We start from the raw sequence: 18,494 nt of genomic DNA, 5'->3' as shown, positions 1-18,494 counted from the left end.
CATGCTCGAAACCGCTGAAACCGATATCGCGGTGGTTGGCGCCGGCATTGTCGGCGTCGCTTGCGCCCTGCAACTGGCCCGTCAGGGCCGCCGAGTGCTGCTGGTCGACCGTCAGGCGCCCGGCCAGGGCGCATCCTATGGCAATGCCGGGCACCTGGCGACCGAGCAGGTGTTCCCGATTGCCGACCTGTCCATCCTCAAGCGCCTGCCGCGCATGCTGCTGGACCCGATGGGCCCCCTGCGCCTGGACTGGAAGTACCTGCCCAGGGCCATGCCCTGGTTCACCCGCCTGCTGCTCAATCTGCGCCCGGCACCGTTCCAGCGCAGCGTGACCGGCATCCGCACACTGAACGAAGGCAGCCTGGGTGCCTGGCAGCGCCTACTGGGCTCAATCGGGTGCAGCGAGCTGTTCCAGGAAGATGGCTCACTGCTGGTGTTCGAGAAGCCTGAATCACGCCAGGCGCTGGAGGCCTTGCGCGCACGCATGCAACAGCAGGCGGTGCCGGTGGACTTCTGGTCGGCCGAGGCCGTCCACGAAGCGGCACCTCAGTTGAACCCGTCATTGCTGGGCGGGCTGTTCTTTCCCAAGACCGGTCATTTCATCGATCCATACAGGGTGGTGTGCGAGCTGTTCGAAGCGGCCAAAGCCAGTGGCGTACGGTTTGCCCAGGCGCAGGTCGAGGGTGGCCGGTTGCACAGTGGCGGGGTCACCCTGGTCAGCAACCATGGCACGTTCAATTCCCGTCAAGTGCTGATCAGCTGTGGTGCGCACTCTGCGAAACTGACCGCCGCACTGACGGGCAAAAGGGTGCCGCTGGACACGGAGCGCGGTTACCACCTGATGCTGCCGAGCGAACATCAGCGCCTGCCGTTTGCAGTCACTTCGCTGGAACGCAAGTTCATCATGACGCCCATGGCCGACGGCTTGCGCCTGGCCGGCACGGTGGAATTCGCCGGGCTGGAGGCACCGCCGAGCATGCAGCGCGCCTGGCAGTTGCACCATTTGAGCAAGGGGTTGTTCCGGCAAGACTTGAGTGCCGAAGGGGCTACGCCGTGGATGGGCTTCAGGCCTTCGTTGCCAGACTCGTTGCCGGTGATCGACAGGGTGTGTGACGGGCGGGTGCTGTTGGCGTTTGGGCATCAGCATTTGGGGCTGACCCAGGCAGCGGTGACGGCGGAGTGGGTGGGAAGGTTGGCTGAGCAGGCCAGTGGGCCTGAGATGGGGGCCTACCGGCTAGATCGGTTTTAGATTCGGGGGCCGCTGTGCGGCCCCTCTAAGCCTCAGCGATAACGCTCAAGCCAATGCGCATATGGGGCTGGCAAGGTCCAGGAAGCTTTCTCCACTCCCAGCTCTTTGGCCGCAAAGTACGCCCAGTGCGGATCAGCCAAATGCGCACGCCCTACCGACACCAGGTCCAGCTGGTTGGCCTGCAACGCGGCCTCAGCCAGTTGCGGCGTACCAAAGCCCCACGCCGAAGTCACCGGCAGCTTCGCCTCACGGCGCACACGTTCGGCAATCGGCCCCATGAATGCCGGTCCCCACGGAATGTTGGTTTCAGGGATGGTGAAACCGACGCTCACGCTCAGCAGGTCCAGGCCACCGGCCTTGAAGCGGCGCGCCAACTCGATCGACTCTTCCAGGGTCTGCTCATCGCGGCCATCGTACTCCAGCACACCAAAACGCGCGGTCAACGGCAGGTTCTCCGGCCACACTTCACGCACTGCAGCCAGGGTTTCCAGCAGGAAACGGCTGCGGTTGTCGAAGCTGCCGCCGTAGGCATCGGTACGCTTGTTGGCGTGCTCGGAGAAGAAGCTCTGGCCCAGATAGCCGTGGGCAAAGTGCAGTTCGATCCACTCAAAGCCGGCATCACGCGCACGGCGGGCGGCATCGACGAAGTCCTGCTTGACCCGGGCGATGTCGTCCAGGGTCATTGCGCGCGGCACGTTTGGCAGGTGCGCGCCAAAGGCAATGGCGGACGGGGCGATGGTTTCCCAGCCACGTGCGTCATCAGCACCAATGTGGTCGTCCCCCTCCCACGGGCGGTTGGCGCTGGCCTTGCGGCCGGCGTGCGCAATCTGGATGCCCGGCACCGAACCGGCCGCCTTGATGGCCTGCACCACCGGCACGAAAGCCTGGGCGTGGGCATCGCTCCAGATACCGGCGCAACCGGGGGTAATGCGCCCTTCCGGTGCCACCGCCGTGGCTTCGACCACCAGCAGGCCGGCACCGCCACGGGCCATGCTGGCGTAATGCACCTGGTGCCAGTCGTTGATCAGGCCATCCTCGGCCATGTACTGGCACATGGGCGGAATGGCGATGCGGTTGCGCAGGGTGACGTCCTTGAGGGCGTAGGGTTCGAACAGTGCGGACATGGGAAACTCCGGTTCATCTGAATACTGTTGTTCGATCATAATCGAACTATGGCAATTAATGAAACCCCCGTTATCATGTGAGCCATGCGAGCCTACAAACACCCCACCGCTGAAGACCTGATCCTTGAACGCCTGCTCTATGCGCTGAGCGACCCTGTGCGCCTGGAAATCGTCCGTCACCTGGCCGGGGTTACCGAAGCCAGTTGCGGCGAGCTGGATGGCGGGCGGCCGAAGTCGAGCATGTCCCACCACTTCCGTGTGTTGCGCGATGCGGGGTTGGTGCATACCCGCAATGTGGGGACAACCCATATGAATTCGCTGCGTAGCGAAATGCTGGGTGAGCGGTTTCCCGGGTTGCTGGAGTGCATCCTGCGGCAAGTCTGACTTTTCGCGCCGTGCGCAGTCCCTGTGGGAGCGGCCTTGTGTCGCGAAAGGGTCGCAAAGCGACCCCGGCAATTTGTGTGGCGAAGCTGAAATCTGGGGCCGCTACGCGCCCCTTTCGCGACACAAGGCCGCTCCCACAAAGGCCGTGTCAGCCTGCCGGTTTTGTACGGGCCAGCGCAAACCGGCACACCTGCCCTCCCCTGAGCATGCATTCCTCATGGCTGACTTCAGCCCCACCCAAGGCCCCGATCAGCGCCAGGTCCAGCTCGCAGACCACCGGATGCGCCTTGGCCAAATGATGAAACACGCAATTGTGCGCGACGATCTCGGGCTCACCTGACGAGCGAAAGAACACCTGCGCCTCATACCCGGCAGTGTTCATGTGATCGACGATGCGCGCTTGATCCACTACCTCGTGCTCCAGATCCGCCGCCAGCCTGCGCCCCAGTTGGCGCATCAGCGCCTGCAGTGCTTCCGGCCCAAGCAAACCAGCCACTTCACCAATCAGCAGGTTGGCCAGCAAGGGGTACTGGCGGGGAAACTGTTCGCGGGCGAGATCGGTCAGCTCGTGCAGCTGTTCCGGCCGACGCCCGGTAGGCCGAGTAGCGCCGCGCTTGACCAGGCCATCACGCTCCAGCGCGGCCAGGTGCTGGCGCACGGCCGTGCGGGTGATGGCCAGGGCCTGCGCCAGGTCGTCGATGCTCATGCCGGCTGGCTGGTGCAGCAACGCGTGGAGCAGGTCCTGTTGGGTACGGCCCAGGCCTTCAAGCATCAGAACTTGTCCGGGAATTGTTTGACCAACGCTGCGGCCAGGGCATCCGACAAGGTCAGGATATGCTCACGCATCATGCCCCATGTGCGCGCCTCGGTCGCGTAGTCACCGGCCGCCAGCTGATCGATCTGCGCCACATGGTGGCCGCCATGGGCGCTGAGCAACGTCAGCAGAGTCGGTTCGGGCAGGTTCGGGTTGGCCTTGGCCAGGAACGCGGCGATGGCCTTGGCATTGCGGGTCAGCTCATCGACGGCGGCTTGTTGACCCTTCTTGTCCTTGGCCACAGTGGCATCGCTGTAGTGCTTGATCGCGCCCCAGTGGCCGGCCAGCAGTTTCAACAACTGGTCAGCAGCGGGCTGGCCGTACAGCGGCGCGATGCTGTTGGCGATGCGGGTAGCGTCGCTGACCACTTCATTGGCGGCGACTTCAGCTTGTTTGGCGTTGCCGGCCTGGTTGGCTACGGCATAGTTGCGAACCCAGAAAATGTGCTCGACCCACAGGTCGCGCAGGGCCATGCGCGTGGTCAATGCAGCGGATTCTGCCGGTTCGGCGGCGGGGGGCGGGGTTGCGTAGCTCTGGCTCCATGCCGGCTGGGCGCACAGGGCAAGCAGCAGTAAGGCGGCAATCTTGATGTTCATGACGGCACCCTCCTGGAGGGGATCGACTGACAAGATTAATTTAAGCATCAAAATATGTTTTTATTGGTCTCTCATCGGGTTTCCGATCAGTGGTTCTCCTACGCCGGCAACAAAAAAGCCACGAGGTCTCCCCCGTGGCTTTCCTGTCACAACAATGGCCAGTTACAGCGCCATGTCGTTCTCCGGCTTGCTCTCAACCGGCTTGCTCACATCGCCACCGAAGTCGACGCTGGCGTCGATCACCGGCGGTTTCTCCAGTTGCAGCACTTCAGCGGTGTAGTTCCACTCTTTCTGGGTGGCCGCCGCCGAATCGTTCAGCTTGGTGCCGTAGCTTGGCACGATTTCCTTGATCTTGGCCTGCCACTCAGGGGTAGCGACCTTCTCCTTGAACACGGTTTCCAGCACGTTCAGCATGATCGGTGCAGCCGTCGAGGCGCCTGGCGATGCACCCAGCAGGCCAGCGATGGTGCGGTCTTCGGAGGCTACCACTTCGGTACCCAGCTTCAGCACGCCGCCCTTCTCGGCATCACGCTTGATGATCTGCACACGCTGGCCGGCCTGCCACAGGCGCCAGTCTTCTTTCTTGGCGTTCGGGAAGTAGGTGCGCAGGGCTTCGAAGCGGTCGTCATCCGACAGCATCAGCTGGCCAGCAAGGTACTCGACCAGCGGGTACTGCTCGATACCCACCTTGGTCATCGGCCACACGTTGTGGGTGGTGGTGCTGCTCAGCAGGTCCAGGTACGAGCCGTTCTTCAGGAACTTGGTCGAGAAGGTGGCGAACGGGCCAAACAGGATCACGCGCTTGCCGTCCAGCACGCGGGTGTCCAGGTGCGGTACCGACATGGGTGGTGCGCCAGTCGAGGCGATGCCGTAGGCCTTGGCCATGTGCTGCATGGCCACGGTCGGGTTCTCGGTCACCAGGAACGAGCCGCCCACCGGGAAGCCTGCGTATTCCTTGGCTTCAGGAATGCCCGATTTTTGCAGCAGCTTCAGTGCGCCGCCGCCGGCACCGATGAACAGGAACTTGGCGTCGGTGGCCGATTCGGTACCGTCCTTCAGGTTCTTGTACTCGACGTGCCAGGAGCCGTCCTTGTTGCGGGAGATGTCCTGCACTTCGCTGGACAGCTTCAGGTCGAAGCCTTTCTGGGTTTGCAGGTGGCCAACGAACTGGCGGGTGATCTCGCCGAAGTTCACGTCGGTGCCGATCGGCGTCCAGGTCACGGCCAGCTTCTGGTTCGGGTCGCGCCCTTCCATCATCAACGGGACCCACTTGGCGATCTGCGCGTGGTCCTCGGAGTACTGCATCGGGCGGAACAGCGGGCTGGCCTGCAGCGCGTCGTAGCGTTTCTTAAGGAACTTGATGTTGTCATCGCCCCACACGAAGCTCATGTGCGGGGTGGTGTTGATGAACGAGTGTGGGTTCTTCAACACGCCCTGGCGTACCTGCCACGACCAGAACTGGCGGGAAATCTGGAAGGCTTCGTTGATTTCGATGGCCTTGGAGATGTTGACGTTGCCGTCTTTGTCTTCCGGGGTGTAGTTCAGCTCGGCCAGCGCGGAGTGGCCGGTACCGGCGTTGTTCCAGCCGTTGGAGCTTTCTTCGGCCACGCCGTCCAGGCGCTCGACCATTTCCATCGACCAGCTTGGCTCCAGCTCATGCAGCCACACGGCCAGGGTGGAGCTCATGATGCCGCCGCCGACCAGCAGCACGTCTACTTTCTTGGTTTCTGCGGCGTGCGCTTGCATGAAGCTTGCAGCGACAGCCAGACCCAGCAAGGTCTTGCCAGCTTTCTTGAACATTGATCAATTCCAGTCAGGAGAACAGAGGGCGGGCCTGTGGCTGGCCCAGGTAAAGCGTGTTCTTCAGCGCAGGCTTGTTGTTGATCATTGTTCAGCAGCCAGAGAACCAGAAAACGACCCGGCCTTTTGTCGAATTGACCGACAACGCTGAATCGTTTTTCTGATTGTATATGAAATGCCAGCACAAACAAATTGCCCGCCCTCGCGTCAAGGTGACGGGTTGTCCCAGGGGATAACAGCAAGCATTACGACGATTGCAGTATTTTTCTGGCACCCCTACTATCGCGATCACTTCTCATTTACACCAGTATGCGCTCGCGCCGGATGCCGCCGTGGTTTCGATCCCAGAGTTGAACACCTCGCTCCATACCCTGTACCACAGCCATTCACGCTGGTTGCTGGGTTTTCTGTACCGTCGGCTGGGCAGCCGTTGCGATGCTGCCGACCTGGTGCAGGACACGTTCGTGCGCATCCTCAACCGCCCGAGGCAGTTCGACGGTGAACGCGGCGAGCGCTCGTACCTGGCCACCATCGCCCGCGGCCTGTGCGTGGACCACTGGCGGCGGCAGAAGCTGGAACAGGCCTGGTTGCAGCAGCTGGCCTTGCAGCCCGAGGCATTGCAGCCCTCCCCCGAACAGCGCGCAATCATTGTCGAAACCCTGCACGAGGTGGACGCGATGTTGCTGCGTTTGCCCGGCAAGGTGCGCCAGGCATTCCTGCTGGCGCAGATCGATGGCCTGGCCTACCGCGATATTGCCGCGCATATCGGCGTGAGCGAACGCATGATCAAGAAGTACCTGGCCCAGGCGTTTCTGCATTGCGCCATTCTTGAAGCCGAGCTCGACGGGTTGCTGGTGGAGTGACGCCATGACCTCATCCGCACAAAAGCTCAGCCATGCCAGCCTGCAACAAGCCGCGCAGTGGTATGTGCAGTTGCAGGACGATAACGTCAGCCCTCACCTACGCGCACAGTGGCAACATTGGCTGGGCCAGCACAGTGACCATCAGGCGGCCTGGCACTATGTGCAGCGTGTCGGCCAGCGTTTTACCCCCTTGCTGGGCGAAGGTGCGGCGGCGGGCCGGGCACTGCGTGAGCACGACGCACACCGCTTCAGACGGCGCACCGGGCTCAAGTCGCTGCTGGTGCTGGGTGCCAGCTCGCTACTGGGCTGGCGGGCCTGGCATGGTGCCCCCTTGTCGGGTTTGGGCGCCGATATGGCCACGGGCATTGGGGAAATCCGCGAGACGCGCCTGGCCGATGGCAGCCAGCTGTGGCTGGGCGCACAGAGTGCCGTGGACATGGAGTTCTCCACCTTCAGCCGGGTACTGAAACTGCGTTTTGGCGAACTGCTGGTGGAAACCGCCCACGACCCGCGTCGCCCCTTCTTCGTCGACACCGCGCAAGGGCGCATGCAGGCGCTGGGAACCCGCTTTGCGGTGTGCCAGCAGGGCGAGAACACCCGGCTGGACGTGTATGCAGGCGCCGTGGAGGTGTGCACCGCGCTCAGCGGTGAGCGCTGCATCGTGCAGGCTGGCCAGCAGGTGGACTTCAGTGCCGAAGGTATCGGCAGCACCCGCCCGGCACAAAGCGCAGGTGAGTCGTGGATTCACCACCGCCTGAATGCCGAAGACATGCCCTTGGCGCATTTGCTGCAAACGCTCGGGCGCTATCGCCATGGGCATCTGGGCTGGCACCCGGAGGTGGCGAATTTGTCAGTGATGGGGGCGTTTCCGCTCAACGATACCGATCGTGCGCTGGAATTGCTGCAAGCGGCACTGCCAGTGCGGGTGCAGCGGCTGACGCCGTGGTGGGTCACAGTTGAGCCGGCTTGATACCTGAACACCTTTGAAACCAACGCCTTGCACCGCGCTGGATTCTTCGCGGGCATGCCCGCTCCCACAGAGACAGCGTGAACTCGAAGCCGGCGCAGTACCTGTGGGAGCGGGCGAGCCCGCGAAGCAGGCGACGCGGTGTTCATCAGTTATGAAAATTAATGCCAAGCCAGTTCCCTTTTTCCAATCTCGATCGGTTAACCCGGCATAGCCCGTCCAACTCACCTTACCGACTCCAGAGACCCGCATGCCGACGCCCTTCCACCCCGCGCTTCGCCTGGCGCTTGCCGCCCCGCTTTCACTGTGTGCCGCCACACCGCTGATTTTGTCAGCAAGCCTGGCCCACGCCGAACAGGCGGCCAGCGCCGAAGCCAGCTTCAACATCGCCCCCGGCTCGCTCACCAGCGCACTCAACCAGTTCAGCAGCCAGGCCGGCATCTACCTGGCCGGCAGTAACGAACTGGCCGCCGGCAAGACCAGCCCTGGGCTGCAAGGCCGCTACAGCGTCGCCCAAGGCCTGGCCCGGCTGCTGCAAGGCAGCGGCCTGCAAGCCGTGCCGCAAGGTAGCGCCGGCTACGTGCTGCAACCCCTTGCCGATGGCACGGCGCTGCAACTGGACGCCACCTCGATCAACGCCGCAGCCCTGCTCGCCAGCAACGGCCAGGGCGATAGCGGCTACCGCGCGGTATCCAGCGCCACCGCCAGCAAGACCAGCAGCGCCCTGGCTGACACCCCGCGCTCGGTTTCGGTAGTCACCCGCCAACGCATGGACGACCAGCAATCGCAAACCCTCACCGAGGTGCTGGGCTACGTCCCAGGCATTTTCTCCCCGCCCTTTGCTGGCGGTGATGGCCAGGCGGGTGATCTGTTCTTCATCCGTGGCTTCAACGCCACTGACTATGGCTACGGCCTGTTGCGCGATGGCCTGCGGGTGCAGGGCAACCGCTACGACACCAGCAGTGAACCTTACGGCCTGGAGCGGGTAGAAGTATTCCGTGGCCCGACGTCGATCCTGTATGGCGAAAACGCCCCCGGTGGCGTGGTCAACCTGGTCAGCAAGCGGCCTACTGCCGAAGCGCGCGGCGAAGTGCAACTGAGCTACGGCTCGCATAACCGCCGCCAGTTGGGCGTGGATGTGTCCGGCCCGCTCACCGATGAGGGCAATGTGCTTGGCCGGCTGGTGATGATGGGCCGCAAGTCCGATACCCAGGTTGACCATCAACCTGATGATCGCCTTTACCTTGCGCCGTCCTTGACCCTGAACTTCGACGATTTCAACAGCCTGACGGTGCTGGCCACCTACCAGCGCGACCGCACCTTGATGGAGCTTGGTTACCCGGCCGCCGGTACCCTGCTGCACAACCCCAACGGCAAGATCGACAAGGACCAGTTGTCCGGCAACCCGGACTGGGACAACTTCGAACGCGAAACCTGGAGCCTGGGCTACGAGTTCAGCCACCGTTTCAACGACACCTGGCAGTTCCGCCAGAACTCGCGCTACATGCAATCGCGTATCGACCGCCAGGAAATGTGGCCAGGCAGCCTGAATAACGGCGGCTTCGGTACCACCCTGAGCAACACGGCCTACGACCGCTACAACAAGTCCATCGCCTACTCGCTGGACAACCAGTTCGAGGGCCACTTCACCCAAGGTGCGTTCGACCACACCTTCCTGATGGGGGCAAGCCTGGACCGCACCTCGTTCAACCAGGACTGGGACGCGGGCAACGGTGGCACCATCAACGTGTTCGACCCGGTGTGGAACGGCAAGCCAAGCACGCCCGTGCATGTGCAGAACGCCCTGCTTGAACAGACCATGTACGGGCTTTACAGCCAGCTGCAAACCAAGGTCGACAACTGGGTATTGCTGCTGGGTGGGCGCCTGGACCGGGTCAACAGTCAGTTCCGCAACAAGGTCGGCAACCCGCCAGTCGACATGGACAGCTGGGACAGCAAGTTCACCTGGCAGACCGGGGTGATGTACCAGTTCGAAAACGGCCTGTCGCCATACTTCAGCTACTCCACCGCCTTTGCCCCGACGCAGCAAACCGAAAGCAAGAACGGCCCGCTGGACCCGACCACCAGCGAGCAGTACGAGGTGGGTATCAAGTACGAACCCAAAGGGTGGAATACCGCCTTCACCGCGTCGGTGTACGACCTGCGCAAGAAGGACGACGTGATCTACGAGTCCGGCGACTACCGCCAGATCGGCGCCAGCCGAGCCAAGGGATTAGAGCTTGAGTTGAACAGCGACCTGAGCGAAAACCTCAACGTTACTGCCGCGTATACCTACACCGATTCGCGCATTACCAAGGATTTTGCCGGGTCGCTGTATGAAGACCACCAGATGACCGGCGTGCCACGCAACCAGGCATCGATATGGAGCACTTACCGCTTCCGGGACGGCCTGCTCAAAGGCCTGCAGATCGGCGGCGGCGTGCGCCACTTCGACAGCACCTTCGCTTACACCCCGGCAAGCCTGTACGGCAAGCTGGATACCGGCGATGTCACGCTGGTGGATGCCAAGGTCGGCTATGACATCGACGAGAACTGGTCGGTCGAGGTCAATGCCCGCAACCTGTTCGACAAAGAGTATGTGGCAGGCTGCAACAACGCCGGTCGTTGCTACTGGGGTGAAGAGCGCACCCTGCTGGGAACAGTGTCGCTGCGCTGGTAAGTGGCCCACCAACAAAAACCCCCGGCCATGTACATGACCGGGGGCCTTGGATCACGCCGCAAGCGTCGCGATCAGGGTACCGCCAAGATTACTGCTGCTGAGGCAGTTTATCGATCGGGCCGCAGCCACCGATGATCTTGGAGATGGAAACCGAAGGGTGGAACAGGTAGTCGTAGGTGCAGTTTTTCGGCTGGTTGTAAACCTGGCCAGTGCAACCCGACAGCAGGGCAACACCCGAAACTACAGCAACGGCTACGGTGGCCTTGAACAGCTTTTTCATTACTAAGTCCTTTAAATGAATCATCTTCGACCATCGTCTGATGGCGGCGGGATGATACAGAAAACAGGCATTGGATCCAAGTCGCGCTTGGCAATGATGGATTGCGAATGTGCAACAACAGGTTGTAAAGCACGCGGTTGGCGACGATAGTCATGACTCTGCCTTTGCACTGCTCTACAGGAGTTCACCATGCTCGGCGTCACCGACTACGGCGCATTCGTCATCGCCTTCATCATTCTTCTGGCCATCCCGGGCCCGGGCAATTTTGCCCTGATCACTGCCACCGGCAAGGGCGGCATCAAGGCAGGCCTGGCCGCGACCTGTGGGGTGATCGTTGGTGACCAGGTCCTGTTGTGGCTGGCGGTAGCTGGCGTCGCCACCTTGCTGGCCACCTACCCTGCGGCCTTCCACATCGTGCAATGGGCCGGCGCCGCGTACCTCGCCTACCTGGGCCTGCGCATGCTGTTGAGCAAACCGGGTGACGCGCCGCGCACCAGCCGCATGGACAACGGCCAATACCTGCGCCAGACCATGCTGATCACCCTGCTCAACCCCAAGGCGATCATGTTCTACATGGCGTTTTTCCCACTGTTCATCGACCCGGTGAAGCATCAGGGGTTGGTGACGTTCGGCTTCATGGCGGCAACGGTGGCGGTGATCACGTTCCTGTACGGGTTGATCGCCGTGGTGCTGACCCACCGGCTGGCCGAACGCATGCGCGCCAACCCGCGCATTACCAATATGTTCGAGCGGCTGGCGGGGGCTTGCCTGGTAGGGTTCGGCATCAAGCTGGCGGCGATGCGCTGAAACCTCTGACTCGCAGAATTGAAAAAGCCCCCGACAACTCATCGTTGCCGGGGGCTTTGTTTATCAGCGATCAACCGGTCAATTGGTTTCCAGCTCATACGCCTTGCTCACGAACAACGCCGCAAACAGGCTTTTGCCTTCCTTGAAGGTGTACTGCTCTTCAAACTTGCCATCCTCGACCAGCTTCTGCCCGATGGCACACTCCGAGTCGCTGTGGTTCTTGCCCTTGGCACCGAAATCACTGCTCCACGTCGACAACCCGACCTGTTCACAGAAGGCGGCGAACTTCGCCTTCGGTACATTCTGCTGGTAGTCGCTGTAAGCCTCTTTCAGCGGTTTGAAGCCGCTGTAGCTCACGCTGTAGTTCTCCACCTTGGCCTTGCGCGCAAAAGCACTCACGGCCTCGGCCAATACCGCCTGGCCGCTGTACGAGCTGTACGCGCCAATCAGCATGGCGCTCAACGCACTCTTGAGCTGGGTTTCGACATCGTCGAGCTCCGGCAGCGACTGGAAGTCGGCCTTGCGCACGATCTCACCCACCTTGGAGCCATCGTTACGGTGGGTCACGACGAACGCCATCGAGCCTTCACCGTCGCTGGAACGCTTGAGGGTGAAGTCCACGTCAATCGTGGTGCCAAAATCGCCGGTGCTGCTGACCAGGAATGCGCCGGTCATTGGCTGACGCACCGCCATGTTGCTACCCCAGTCGAAGTTTGACTGGGTGGCACGGCCATTGGCGGCCAGTTCGGCACGCGGCTGGATCTCGTCGCTGACATCAGACACCAGCACCACTTCAGCGCCCTTGCTGGCAACGAAAGGGTTGCCCATCTGCATCCCAAGCAGCTGGATGTGGATCGTGCCGTCCTTGCTGTCACCCTCGTGCGCCAGCTTCAGCGCATCGGCCTTCAGGTAGACGCCTGCAACGTTGCCGCTGGCGTTGAGCTGGTACTTGGCCCAACCGGCCAGGCCCTCTTCCGCCGAGCTACCGCGAACCGACTCCATCAGGCCCGAAAGGCCGCGCATGAACTGCTGGGCACCGTTGGTCTGCGCGGCCGCCACGCGGATCTCGGGGTCGGCGACAGTCAGGTTGCCAGAGAACGCCGAGTAGGAAATATCACCTTCAGACAGCACGTCCTCAAGGAAGTAGCGCTCCTTGAAGTCGTCGTAGTAGGCCATCGCAGCCTTCTTGCCCGAGCTGGACAGCATCGCGTAACCACCGCCGAGCACCAGCACCGCTGCGGCCACACCGCCAATCAGCAGCTGCTTCTTGTTCATCTGTTTGATCATGGTGTTTGCCTCACTGGACCATGGCGGAAGCGTTGTTCCAGTCGTTCACGTACTTTTGGGAGACCTCTGGGGTCCAGCTGAAATCGATACCGGCGTTAGGGAATTCCTTGGCCAGCACGGCGCCGAACGACACGAGGTCGGCACACTTGTCCTGCTTGCATGCCTGGGGCTCGCCCGCGTTGTAGGCACGGTAAGTGGGCACGGCGCGGCCATCGTCCAGCGGGTAGTACGGCGTGGCGTTGGCCACTTGGGCCACGTACCAGCCTTCGCTGTATTCCTCGTCCGCTACCAGGCGGCCCTTGCTTGGGAAGTCGATGGCGTAGAAGTCGCCCTGCTTGCCGGTGACGTGGACCATCATCGGCGCCACGCGGGCCGAAGTTGCCGGGTTTTGCTGTTCCAGCGGCGAAGCGAAGCGCACCTTGATGCCGGCCATCTGTGCCAGGGCTTCGGTTTCGCGCCCTTTGAACTCGCTCATGCCGTCTTGCAACTGCTGGTAACGCTCCAGTACGCGGGTGTGGACGCTGGCCAGTTCCTGTTGACGCCGGCGCGCCTCACGCACGCGCTGCTCCTCACGCTGAACAGCCCAGTTCGCGCCATCGCGCACATCGAAGAACAGGCCTTGGCGATTGATGCCGATGCGGTTGCGGGTGATCTTTTGCGCGTCGTTACCCCACATGTTGTTCGTGATCGCCGAAATATCTTTGACGATGAGCAGATTGGCCACATCGGTGGTGGTCGGCGAGGTGGTCTTGATCAGGTCAAAGATTTCCAGCGCAGCTTCCTTGTACTTGGCTGCGTCCAGGGCGAACGACTCGTCCGGGGTTACTGCCACGTAGTAAGGGTCGCTGCCGAACGGGCGCAGCACGCCGTAGCTGCTGCGGGTGAAGGTGAGGTACACCTTCATCTGCCGACTGGGGATCTCACCCACCAGGAATGCGGCCTGGTCAGCTTCTGCCGTGAGGTAGGAAACGGCCTTGTTCTGGACCGCAGGCTCGAAGACCTTGTTGAAGATCAAACCGCTCGGGTGAACGTATACGCGGTTCCAGTTATCCCCACGGTAGGTGCCCACGGCCTTCCAGCTGAATTTTTCGAAGTTGCCTTCGCCAAAACCGGACGCTGGGCAAGGCATGGCCGGGGTGGTGCCGAACGACAGGGTGTCACCGTTGCTGATGATCTCGCGGCTGAGCACCCATTTGCAGCCCGCACCGTCCGTTACCTGCATCAGTTTGCGGTTTTCCAGGACCACGGTGCGGCCGAAGTCCGAGGTGGGGGCAGCAGCGACCGCGGCGGCCGGGGCCGGCACTGGCGGAGCGACTGGCGCTTGCGCTGGGGCTGGGGTTTCAGCAGCCGGTGCTGGCGCGGGTTCTGCGGCAACAGCTGGTGCCGGGGCCGGGGCTGCTTCCACTACCGCAGGTGCAGGCTCGGCAGCTGGGGCGGGGGTTGGAGCAACGGCCGCCGGAGCTTCTGCCGGCGCAGGTGCAACAGGTGCAACAGGTGCAGCTGGGGCCGGGGCCGGGGCAGCAGCGACCGGCGCCGGAACTGCAGGAGCAGCAGCCGGAGCAGCCGCCAGGGTCACCAGGCCCAGGTTGGTGGCATTGCCCGAACCACTGGCGTACAGGCTGCCTTTGGCATCAACGGCTTTCCAGCTTACCTTGGCCGTCGAACAGTCCTTGGCGAACACAAACGGCAGCTTGGTCAGCAGGCCCGACAGCAGCTCCTGGTTGTCCCAGGCCGGACGGGTGATGGTCAGCTCGACCTCGGGTTTGCACCAGGTGGTGGCGTCCCCAGGTACTTCGACCTTGATATTTTCTTTCTTCGAGAAGGCCAGCTCATGGGCGAACGCCTGCGGTACCAGACCACAAGCGCCGATCACAGCCAGCGCGAGCGCGTGCTTTTTCATGGAGTTCCTCAGATCAGTTCCCAGGTGCCGTTGGCTTGTTTGCAGAAGGTGTTCTGCTCTTGCTCGGTCTTGCCGCTTTGCGACTTCAGGTTGACCGTGACCGGGCGGCAGGCGGCTTCGGCAGCGACGGTTTCGGTCGGCAGCGACTGCACCGAATCCAGGTCGAAGCCTTGGGTTTCCTTGCTGGCGGCTACATCAAGCTCGTCCAGGTTCACCGCCGGGGTTACGCGCTTGGCAACTGCCTGCGCCTTCGGTTCGACATAGTTCTTGTGCACATAGCCAACAGTCACGCCCTTGCGGCCGACCAGGATCCAGTCACCCGTGGAGCCGACGGCGGTGAACTCGGTGTGGTTCTTCAGGCTGCCGACCTTTTCACCGTTCTGGTTAGGCGCGGCACGCACGTTCAGGTTGTCGCTGATGGTCACGTACGGTTCGTTGATCAGCTTCATGGACGGCACCGCCTGGATCTTCGGCGCGCGCTTGACCTCAACCTTCTTGGTCTGGGTGTATTCCTTGCCCGGCACGATTTGCGCGGTGGCGCCCGAGTGGTCGGAGGTCCAGGTCACCGGCTGGGCGCTGGCGGTGGTCTGCTGTTGGCTCAACACTTCCTGGGTGCGCAGCGCCAGGGCCTGCTGGTCCTTCTCATCCAGCATGTGGCCGATGCGGTTGCCCACGTAGGCACCGATGCCACCTGCAATCAGGGCCGCGGCAATCTTGCCGTTGCCGCTGCCCATGGTCGAGCCGATGGCCACACCGGCCAGGCCACCGATCACGGTGCCCGCTTGCTCTTTGCTGATCCCGAGCTGTGCACAGGCCGTGGTAGAGGCGATGGCGACCGCCAAGAGGGATGCGACGAATTTCTTACGCAAGTGGAGCACTCCATTTTCGGTGGGGCGCACAGCCGCGTACCGCAGCCAGGGTCTGGCGGCAGCATTCGACGTTGTGCGGGGATTTCAGAGAGGGCGCAGCACTGGCCGCAGACGACAATTCAGCCGTCCAGCGAAGGGCGTAGAGGGAGACCAGTACGGCGCGAAGCATCCAACGAATCCATGTCAGAAAAAGGTCATCGCCCAGCGCGCGTAATCATTACGGCGTTTGGCCTGGGCGTGAGTGGCGTATTAGAGGAGCGCATTGTAGCGCAAGGTGCCAATGGCAGTTCAAGACAAAATGTTGCGGAAAACTGCTCTACCTCAGGGCTGCCACGCTCCCACTAAAATCGCTCCGCTGCCAAAGCGGGGGCGACGCCACGAGGGCCGTCACGCCGAAAGCAAAAAAGGCACCATAGGTGCCTTTCGGGAAATCATGAGGGCTGGTAGTCGAAGCGCTTGCTTAGCACGTCCAGAAACACATTCGGAAGGGGTCGGAAGCTAACCACTGTTGCCGGTTACCGCTACCGTACGAGTGGCGACTCGCACAATCCACACTGACCCGCCAATATCGCCATGAACCGGATCAGCCCTGCTCTTATTGAGCCCTCGCGAAGGATTGTGGGCGAAGCTGGTACGTCCGGCAACCGTTTTCCACCCTCCGATCAAGACGAAGCAGTCTCGAAACGTCCATTGGACAAGATCCATCGGAATCTGCCGAATTTCGTAAGCGGCCCTGCCCTACACCAAAAAGCTCGGAATAATCCCCTTCCTTGTAGGCCGTTTCCCAAACATACTGCCAAACTGCTCAAACGCTTGCGACGGATTATGTCGCGATCTAGTCTCGGCTTGTCGTTACCAACCAACGACCGGCTTTGACAGGCCGACTACTCAAGTTTCCGTTGCAGCGCTTAATGGCAGCTGTGCATGGGGCACATTCGTGTGCGCCGGGTCCTTGGGTACCGGTCTGTCAACCCATGTATAGCTGCCTCCATTCGTTTGACAGCGTTGCCAGGCGGCTCCACTACCCAAGGAGCTTACATGCGCAAGATGGTACCCGATCCACCCTACTCCCTCGATACCACCCAGGCACTGCAAGACACCCTGGTCCAGTCCTCAGAGTACGTACTCTGCGCCCTGTCAGTGGCCCGCCAATCCGTGCAACTCAAACCCACTGCCCCGAGTTCGATCGTGATGCAGGCCGTGATCCATGAAATGGAGGCGGTACAGGGGCTGGTCGAGTCGGCATTGATGCAATTGCAGATGCGGCCGCATTTGCCTAGCGAGCCGTACACCTTGCACTAGCAGTGCCCGGCCTCTTCGCGGGCTCGCCCGCTCCCACAGGGTATTCACTGCCCTCAAGCACTGCACAGTACCTGTGGGAGCGGGCATGCCCGCGAAGAGGCCAGCCCAGACAACCAAGATTTCAGGGAGTAAAAAACAATGCCCACCGACAACACCAAAGAACCCACCACAGTCGGCAAAACCTGCTTCTACCAAGGCGAAAACAGCACCCACCCGCTGTTCCGCATCGAACCCGGCATCCCCTGCCAGGACGCCCGCGAGCAAGCATCCGAACTGATGGGCTACGTCCGCGACCTGATCATCACCGGCCTGATGGACGGCGACCAGAAACTGATCTGGGCTTCGCATTACCTGAGCGCAATGGCCAAGGCGCTGCTGGATGATGCTGAATTGGGGATGATGAAGAAATGAGCGACGATATGCCGATTCTCAATCTGGATCTAAGCAACACGAAACGCTTCGAAGCATCTCGTTTTCTCGATAGCCCCGAAACGGTCAGTGTATTCCCGCGCGAAGCCTTGAAGACCGACGATGCTCAGGCTCTGAAACACGCGCAGGGAGAAGCTACAAACGCAACACGCGTGAAGTAGCAGATCATTTTTCTGCCCCAGAACGAAAAAGCCCCGCAGACCTAAATCTGCGGGGCTTCTCGATGTATGGCGGAGAGATAGGGATTTGAACCCTAGGTACTGTTGCCAGTACAACGGATTTCGAATCCGTCCCGTTCGACCACTCCGGCATCTCTCCAATGCCGCGCATCTTACCAGCGTTTTTTGAAAACGCAAATCTTTTTTTCAAAAAAATCGCGTGGTATCAGGCGCTTGCGTGAATGCGCCGCTTACAGCGGCACGCCCAGGCGCTTGGCAACTTCTTCGTAGGCTTCGATCACGTCGCCCAGGCCCTGGCGGAAGCGGTCCTTGTCCATCTTCTTGCGGGTTTCTTTGTCCCACAGGCGGCAGCCGTCCGGGCTGAACTCGTCGCCCAGCACGATCTGGCCGTGGAAGACACCGAACTCCAGCTTGAAGTCGACCAGCAGCAGGCCGGCGTCATCAAACAGCTTGCTCAGCACTTCGTTGACTTTCAGCGACAGCTTTTTCATTTCCACCAGCTGCTCGGCGGTGCCCCAGCCGAACGCGACAACGTGGGATTCGTTGATGAAGGGGTCGCCCTTCTCGTCGTTCTTCAGGAACAGCTCGAAGGTGGACGGCTCCAGCTTGATGCCCTCCTCCACGCCCAGGCGCTTGACCAGGCTGCCGGCGGCGTAGTTACGCACTACGCATTCGACCGGGATCATGTCCAGCTTCTTCACCAGGCACTCGTTGTCGCCCAGCAGCTTGTCGAACTGGGTCGGCACGCCGGCTTCTTCCAGTTTCTGCATGATGAAGGCGTTGAACTTGTTGTTCACCATGCCTTTGCGGTCGAGTTGTTCGATGCGCTTGCCGTCGAACGCCGAAGTGTCGTTACGGAACAGCAGGATCAAGCGGTCGGCGTCGTCGGTCTTGTAAACCGATTTGGCCTTGCCGCGGTAGAGTTCGTCGCGTTTTTCCATGATTGGGCTCCGCTTGCTTGAGG

General features: G+C 61.6%; 17 protein-coding genes, 1 tRNA gene and 1 pseudogene. 9 read left to right on the top strand and 10 right to left on the bottom strand.

Annotation, left to right across the window (positions count from 1 at the left end):
* The first annotated feature begins 1 nt into the window (after window position 1).
* On the top strand, window positions 2-1,249 hold the full coding sequence (locus N436_RS00600) for an FAD-binding oxidoreductase (RefSeq protein WP_110740188.1): 1,248 nt from the start codon (window positions 2-4) through the stop codon (window positions 1,247-1,249).
* A 32-nt stretch (window positions 1,250-1,281) separates the two neighbouring features.
* Here the strand turns inward: N436_RS00600 and xenA are convergent, their stop codons facing one another.
* Complete coding sequence (gene xenA, locus N436_RS00595; RefSeq protein ID WP_110740187.1) at window positions 1,282-2,373, bottom strand: xenobiotic reductase XenA; 1,092 nt, start codon at window positions 2,371-2,373, stop codon at window positions 1,282-1,284.
* 84 nt (window positions 2,374-2,457) lie between these two features.
* Between xenA and N436_RS00590 the strand changes: the two genes are divergently transcribed.
* Window positions 2,458-2,757, top strand: coding sequence for a helix-turn-helix transcriptional regulator (locus N436_RS00590; protein ID WP_110740186.1), 300 nt, complete (start codon window positions 2,458-2,460; stop codon window positions 2,755-2,757).
* Between the two features lie 148 nt (window positions 2,758-2,905).
* Here N436_RS00590 and N436_RS00585 read toward each other — a convergent pair whose 3' ends face one another.
* From N436_RS00585 to mqo, 3 genes are all read right to left on the bottom strand, one after another.
* The gene (locus N436_RS00585) at window positions 2,906-3,529 is read right to left on the bottom strand and encodes a metalloregulator ArsR/SmtB family transcription factor (RefSeq protein ID WP_110740185.1); all 624 of its coding nucleotides are present in this window, start codon (window positions 3,527-3,529) and stop codon (window positions 2,906-2,908) included.
* On the bottom strand, window positions 3,529-4,167 hold the full coding sequence (locus N436_RS00580; protein WP_110740184.1) for a hypothetical protein: 639 nt from the start codon (window positions 4,165-4,167) through the stop codon (window positions 3,529-3,531). The genes N436_RS00585 and N436_RS00580 overlap by 1 nt, the downstream gene beginning before the upstream one ends.
* Window positions 4,168-4,329: 162 nt before the next feature.
* On the bottom strand, window positions 4,330-5,967 hold the full coding sequence (mqo, locus tag N436_RS00575) for a malate dehydrogenase (quinone) (RefSeq protein ID WP_110740183.1): 1,638 nt from the start codon (window positions 5,965-5,967) through the stop codon (window positions 4,330-4,332).
* A 332-nt stretch (window positions 5,968-6,299) separates the two neighbouring features.
* Between mqo and N436_RS00570 the strand changes: the two genes are divergently transcribed.
* The 3 genes from N436_RS00570 to N436_RS00560 all read left to right on the top strand — a co-directional run bounded on the left by N436_RS00570 (window position 6,300) and on the right by N436_RS00560 (window position 10,477).
* Entirely contained in the window at window positions 6,300-6,830 is a 531-nt protein-coding gene (locus N436_RS00570; RefSeq protein WP_105945463.1) for a sigma-70 family RNA polymerase sigma factor, read from the top strand.
* 4 nt (window positions 6,831-6,834) lie between these two features.
* Window positions 6,835-7,800, top strand: coding sequence for a FecR domain-containing protein (locus N436_RS00565; protein ID WP_110740182.1), 966 nt, complete (start codon window positions 6,835-6,837; stop codon window positions 7,798-7,800).
* A gap of 247 nt (window positions 7,801-8,047) precedes the next feature.
* On the top strand, window positions 8,048-10,477 hold the full coding sequence (locus N436_RS00560; protein ID WP_110740181.1) for a TonB-dependent siderophore receptor: 2,430 nt from the start codon (window positions 8,048-8,050) through the stop codon (window positions 10,475-10,477).
* Between the two features lie 88 nt (window positions 10,478-10,565).
* Here the strand turns inward: N436_RS00560 and N436_RS00555 are convergent, their stop codons facing one another.
* Window positions 10,566-10,757 carry a YhfL family protein gene (locus N436_RS00555; RefSeq protein WP_003254720.1) on the bottom strand — a complete coding sequence of 64 codons (192 nt, stop codon included), beginning with the start codon at window positions 10,755-10,757 and terminating at the stop codon, window positions 10,566-10,568.
* 189 nt (window positions 10,758-10,946) lie between these two features.
* On the opposite strand from N436_RS00555, the gene N436_RS00550 reads away from it, so the two are divergent.
* Window positions 10,947-11,564 (top strand): LysE family transporter, encoded by a 618-nt coding sequence (locus N436_RS00550; RefSeq protein ID WP_016711965.1) that lies wholly within the window; start codon window positions 10,947-10,949, stop codon window positions 11,562-11,564.
* A gap of 78 nt (window positions 11,565-11,642) precedes the next feature.
* Here the strand turns inward: N436_RS00550 and N436_RS00545 are convergent, their stop codons facing one another.
* Genes N436_RS00545 through N436_RS00535 form a run of 3 tightly spaced genes read right to left on the bottom strand, consistent with a single transcriptional unit; the run spans window position 11,643 to window position 15,620 of the window.
* A complete protein-coding gene (locus N436_RS00545) occupies window positions 11,643-12,851 on the bottom strand; it encodes a hypothetical protein (protein WP_105945466.1) in 1,209 nt (402 codons plus the stop codon).
* Between the two features lie 10 nt (window positions 12,852-12,861).
* Window positions 12,862-14,751: a hypothetical protein gene (locus N436_RS00540; RefSeq protein WP_110740180.1), complete on the bottom strand. Its 1,890-nt coding sequence runs from the start codon at window positions 14,749-14,751 to the stop codon at window positions 12,862-12,864.
* 8 nt (window positions 14,752-14,759) lie between these two features.
* Window positions 14,760-15,620 carry an SH3 domain-containing protein gene (locus N436_RS00535; RefSeq protein ID WP_016711968.1) on the bottom strand — a complete coding sequence of 287 codons (861 nt, stop codon included), beginning with the start codon at window positions 15,618-15,620 and terminating at the stop codon, window positions 14,760-14,762.
* A 1,038-nt stretch (window positions 15,621-16,658) separates the two neighbouring features.
* On the opposite strand from N436_RS00535, the gene N436_RS00525 reads away from it, so the two are divergent.
* From N436_RS00525 to N436_RS00515, 3 genes and pseudogenes are all read left to right on the top strand, one after another.
* The gene (locus N436_RS00525; RefSeq protein ID WP_110740179.1) at window positions 16,659-16,922 is read left to right on the top strand and encodes a hypothetical protein; all 264 of its coding nucleotides are present in this window, start codon (window positions 16,659-16,661) and stop codon (window positions 16,920-16,922) included.
* Between the two features lie 138 nt (window positions 16,923-17,060).
* Entirely contained in the window at window positions 17,061-17,333 is a 273-nt protein-coding gene (locus N436_RS00520) for a DUF3077 domain-containing protein (protein ID WP_016711970.1), read from the top strand.
* Window positions 17,330-17,506 (top strand): annotated as a pseudogene (locus tag N436_RS00515) (putative addiction module antidote protein); the annotation flags it as partial. The gene N436_RS00520 and the pseudogene N436_RS00515, both read left to right, overlap by 4 nt.
* 73 nt (window positions 17,507-17,579) lie before the next feature.
* Here N436_RS00515 and N436_RS00510 read toward each other — a convergent pair.
* Both N436_RS00510 and purC read right to left on the bottom strand, forming a co-directional pair.
* Window positions 17,580-17,669, bottom strand: a tRNA-Ser gene (locus tag N436_RS00510).
* A gap of 91 nt (window positions 17,670-17,760) precedes the next feature.
* On the bottom strand, window positions 17,761-18,471 hold the full coding sequence (gene purC / locus N436_RS00505; RefSeq protein WP_011535129.1) for a phosphoribosylaminoimidazolesuccinocarboxamide synthase: 711 nt from the start codon (window positions 18,469-18,471) through the stop codon (window positions 17,761-17,763).
* Window positions 18,472-18,494: the final 23 nt, after the last annotated feature.

Origin of the sequence: Pseudomonas sp. RV120224-01b (assembly GCF_003208145.1) — a bacterium.
GTDB lineage: Bacteria > Pseudomonadota > Gammaproteobacteria > Pseudomonadales > Pseudomonadaceae > Aquipseudomonas > Aquipseudomonas monteilii.
This window is presented reverse-complemented; position numbering and strand designations above follow the sequence as displayed.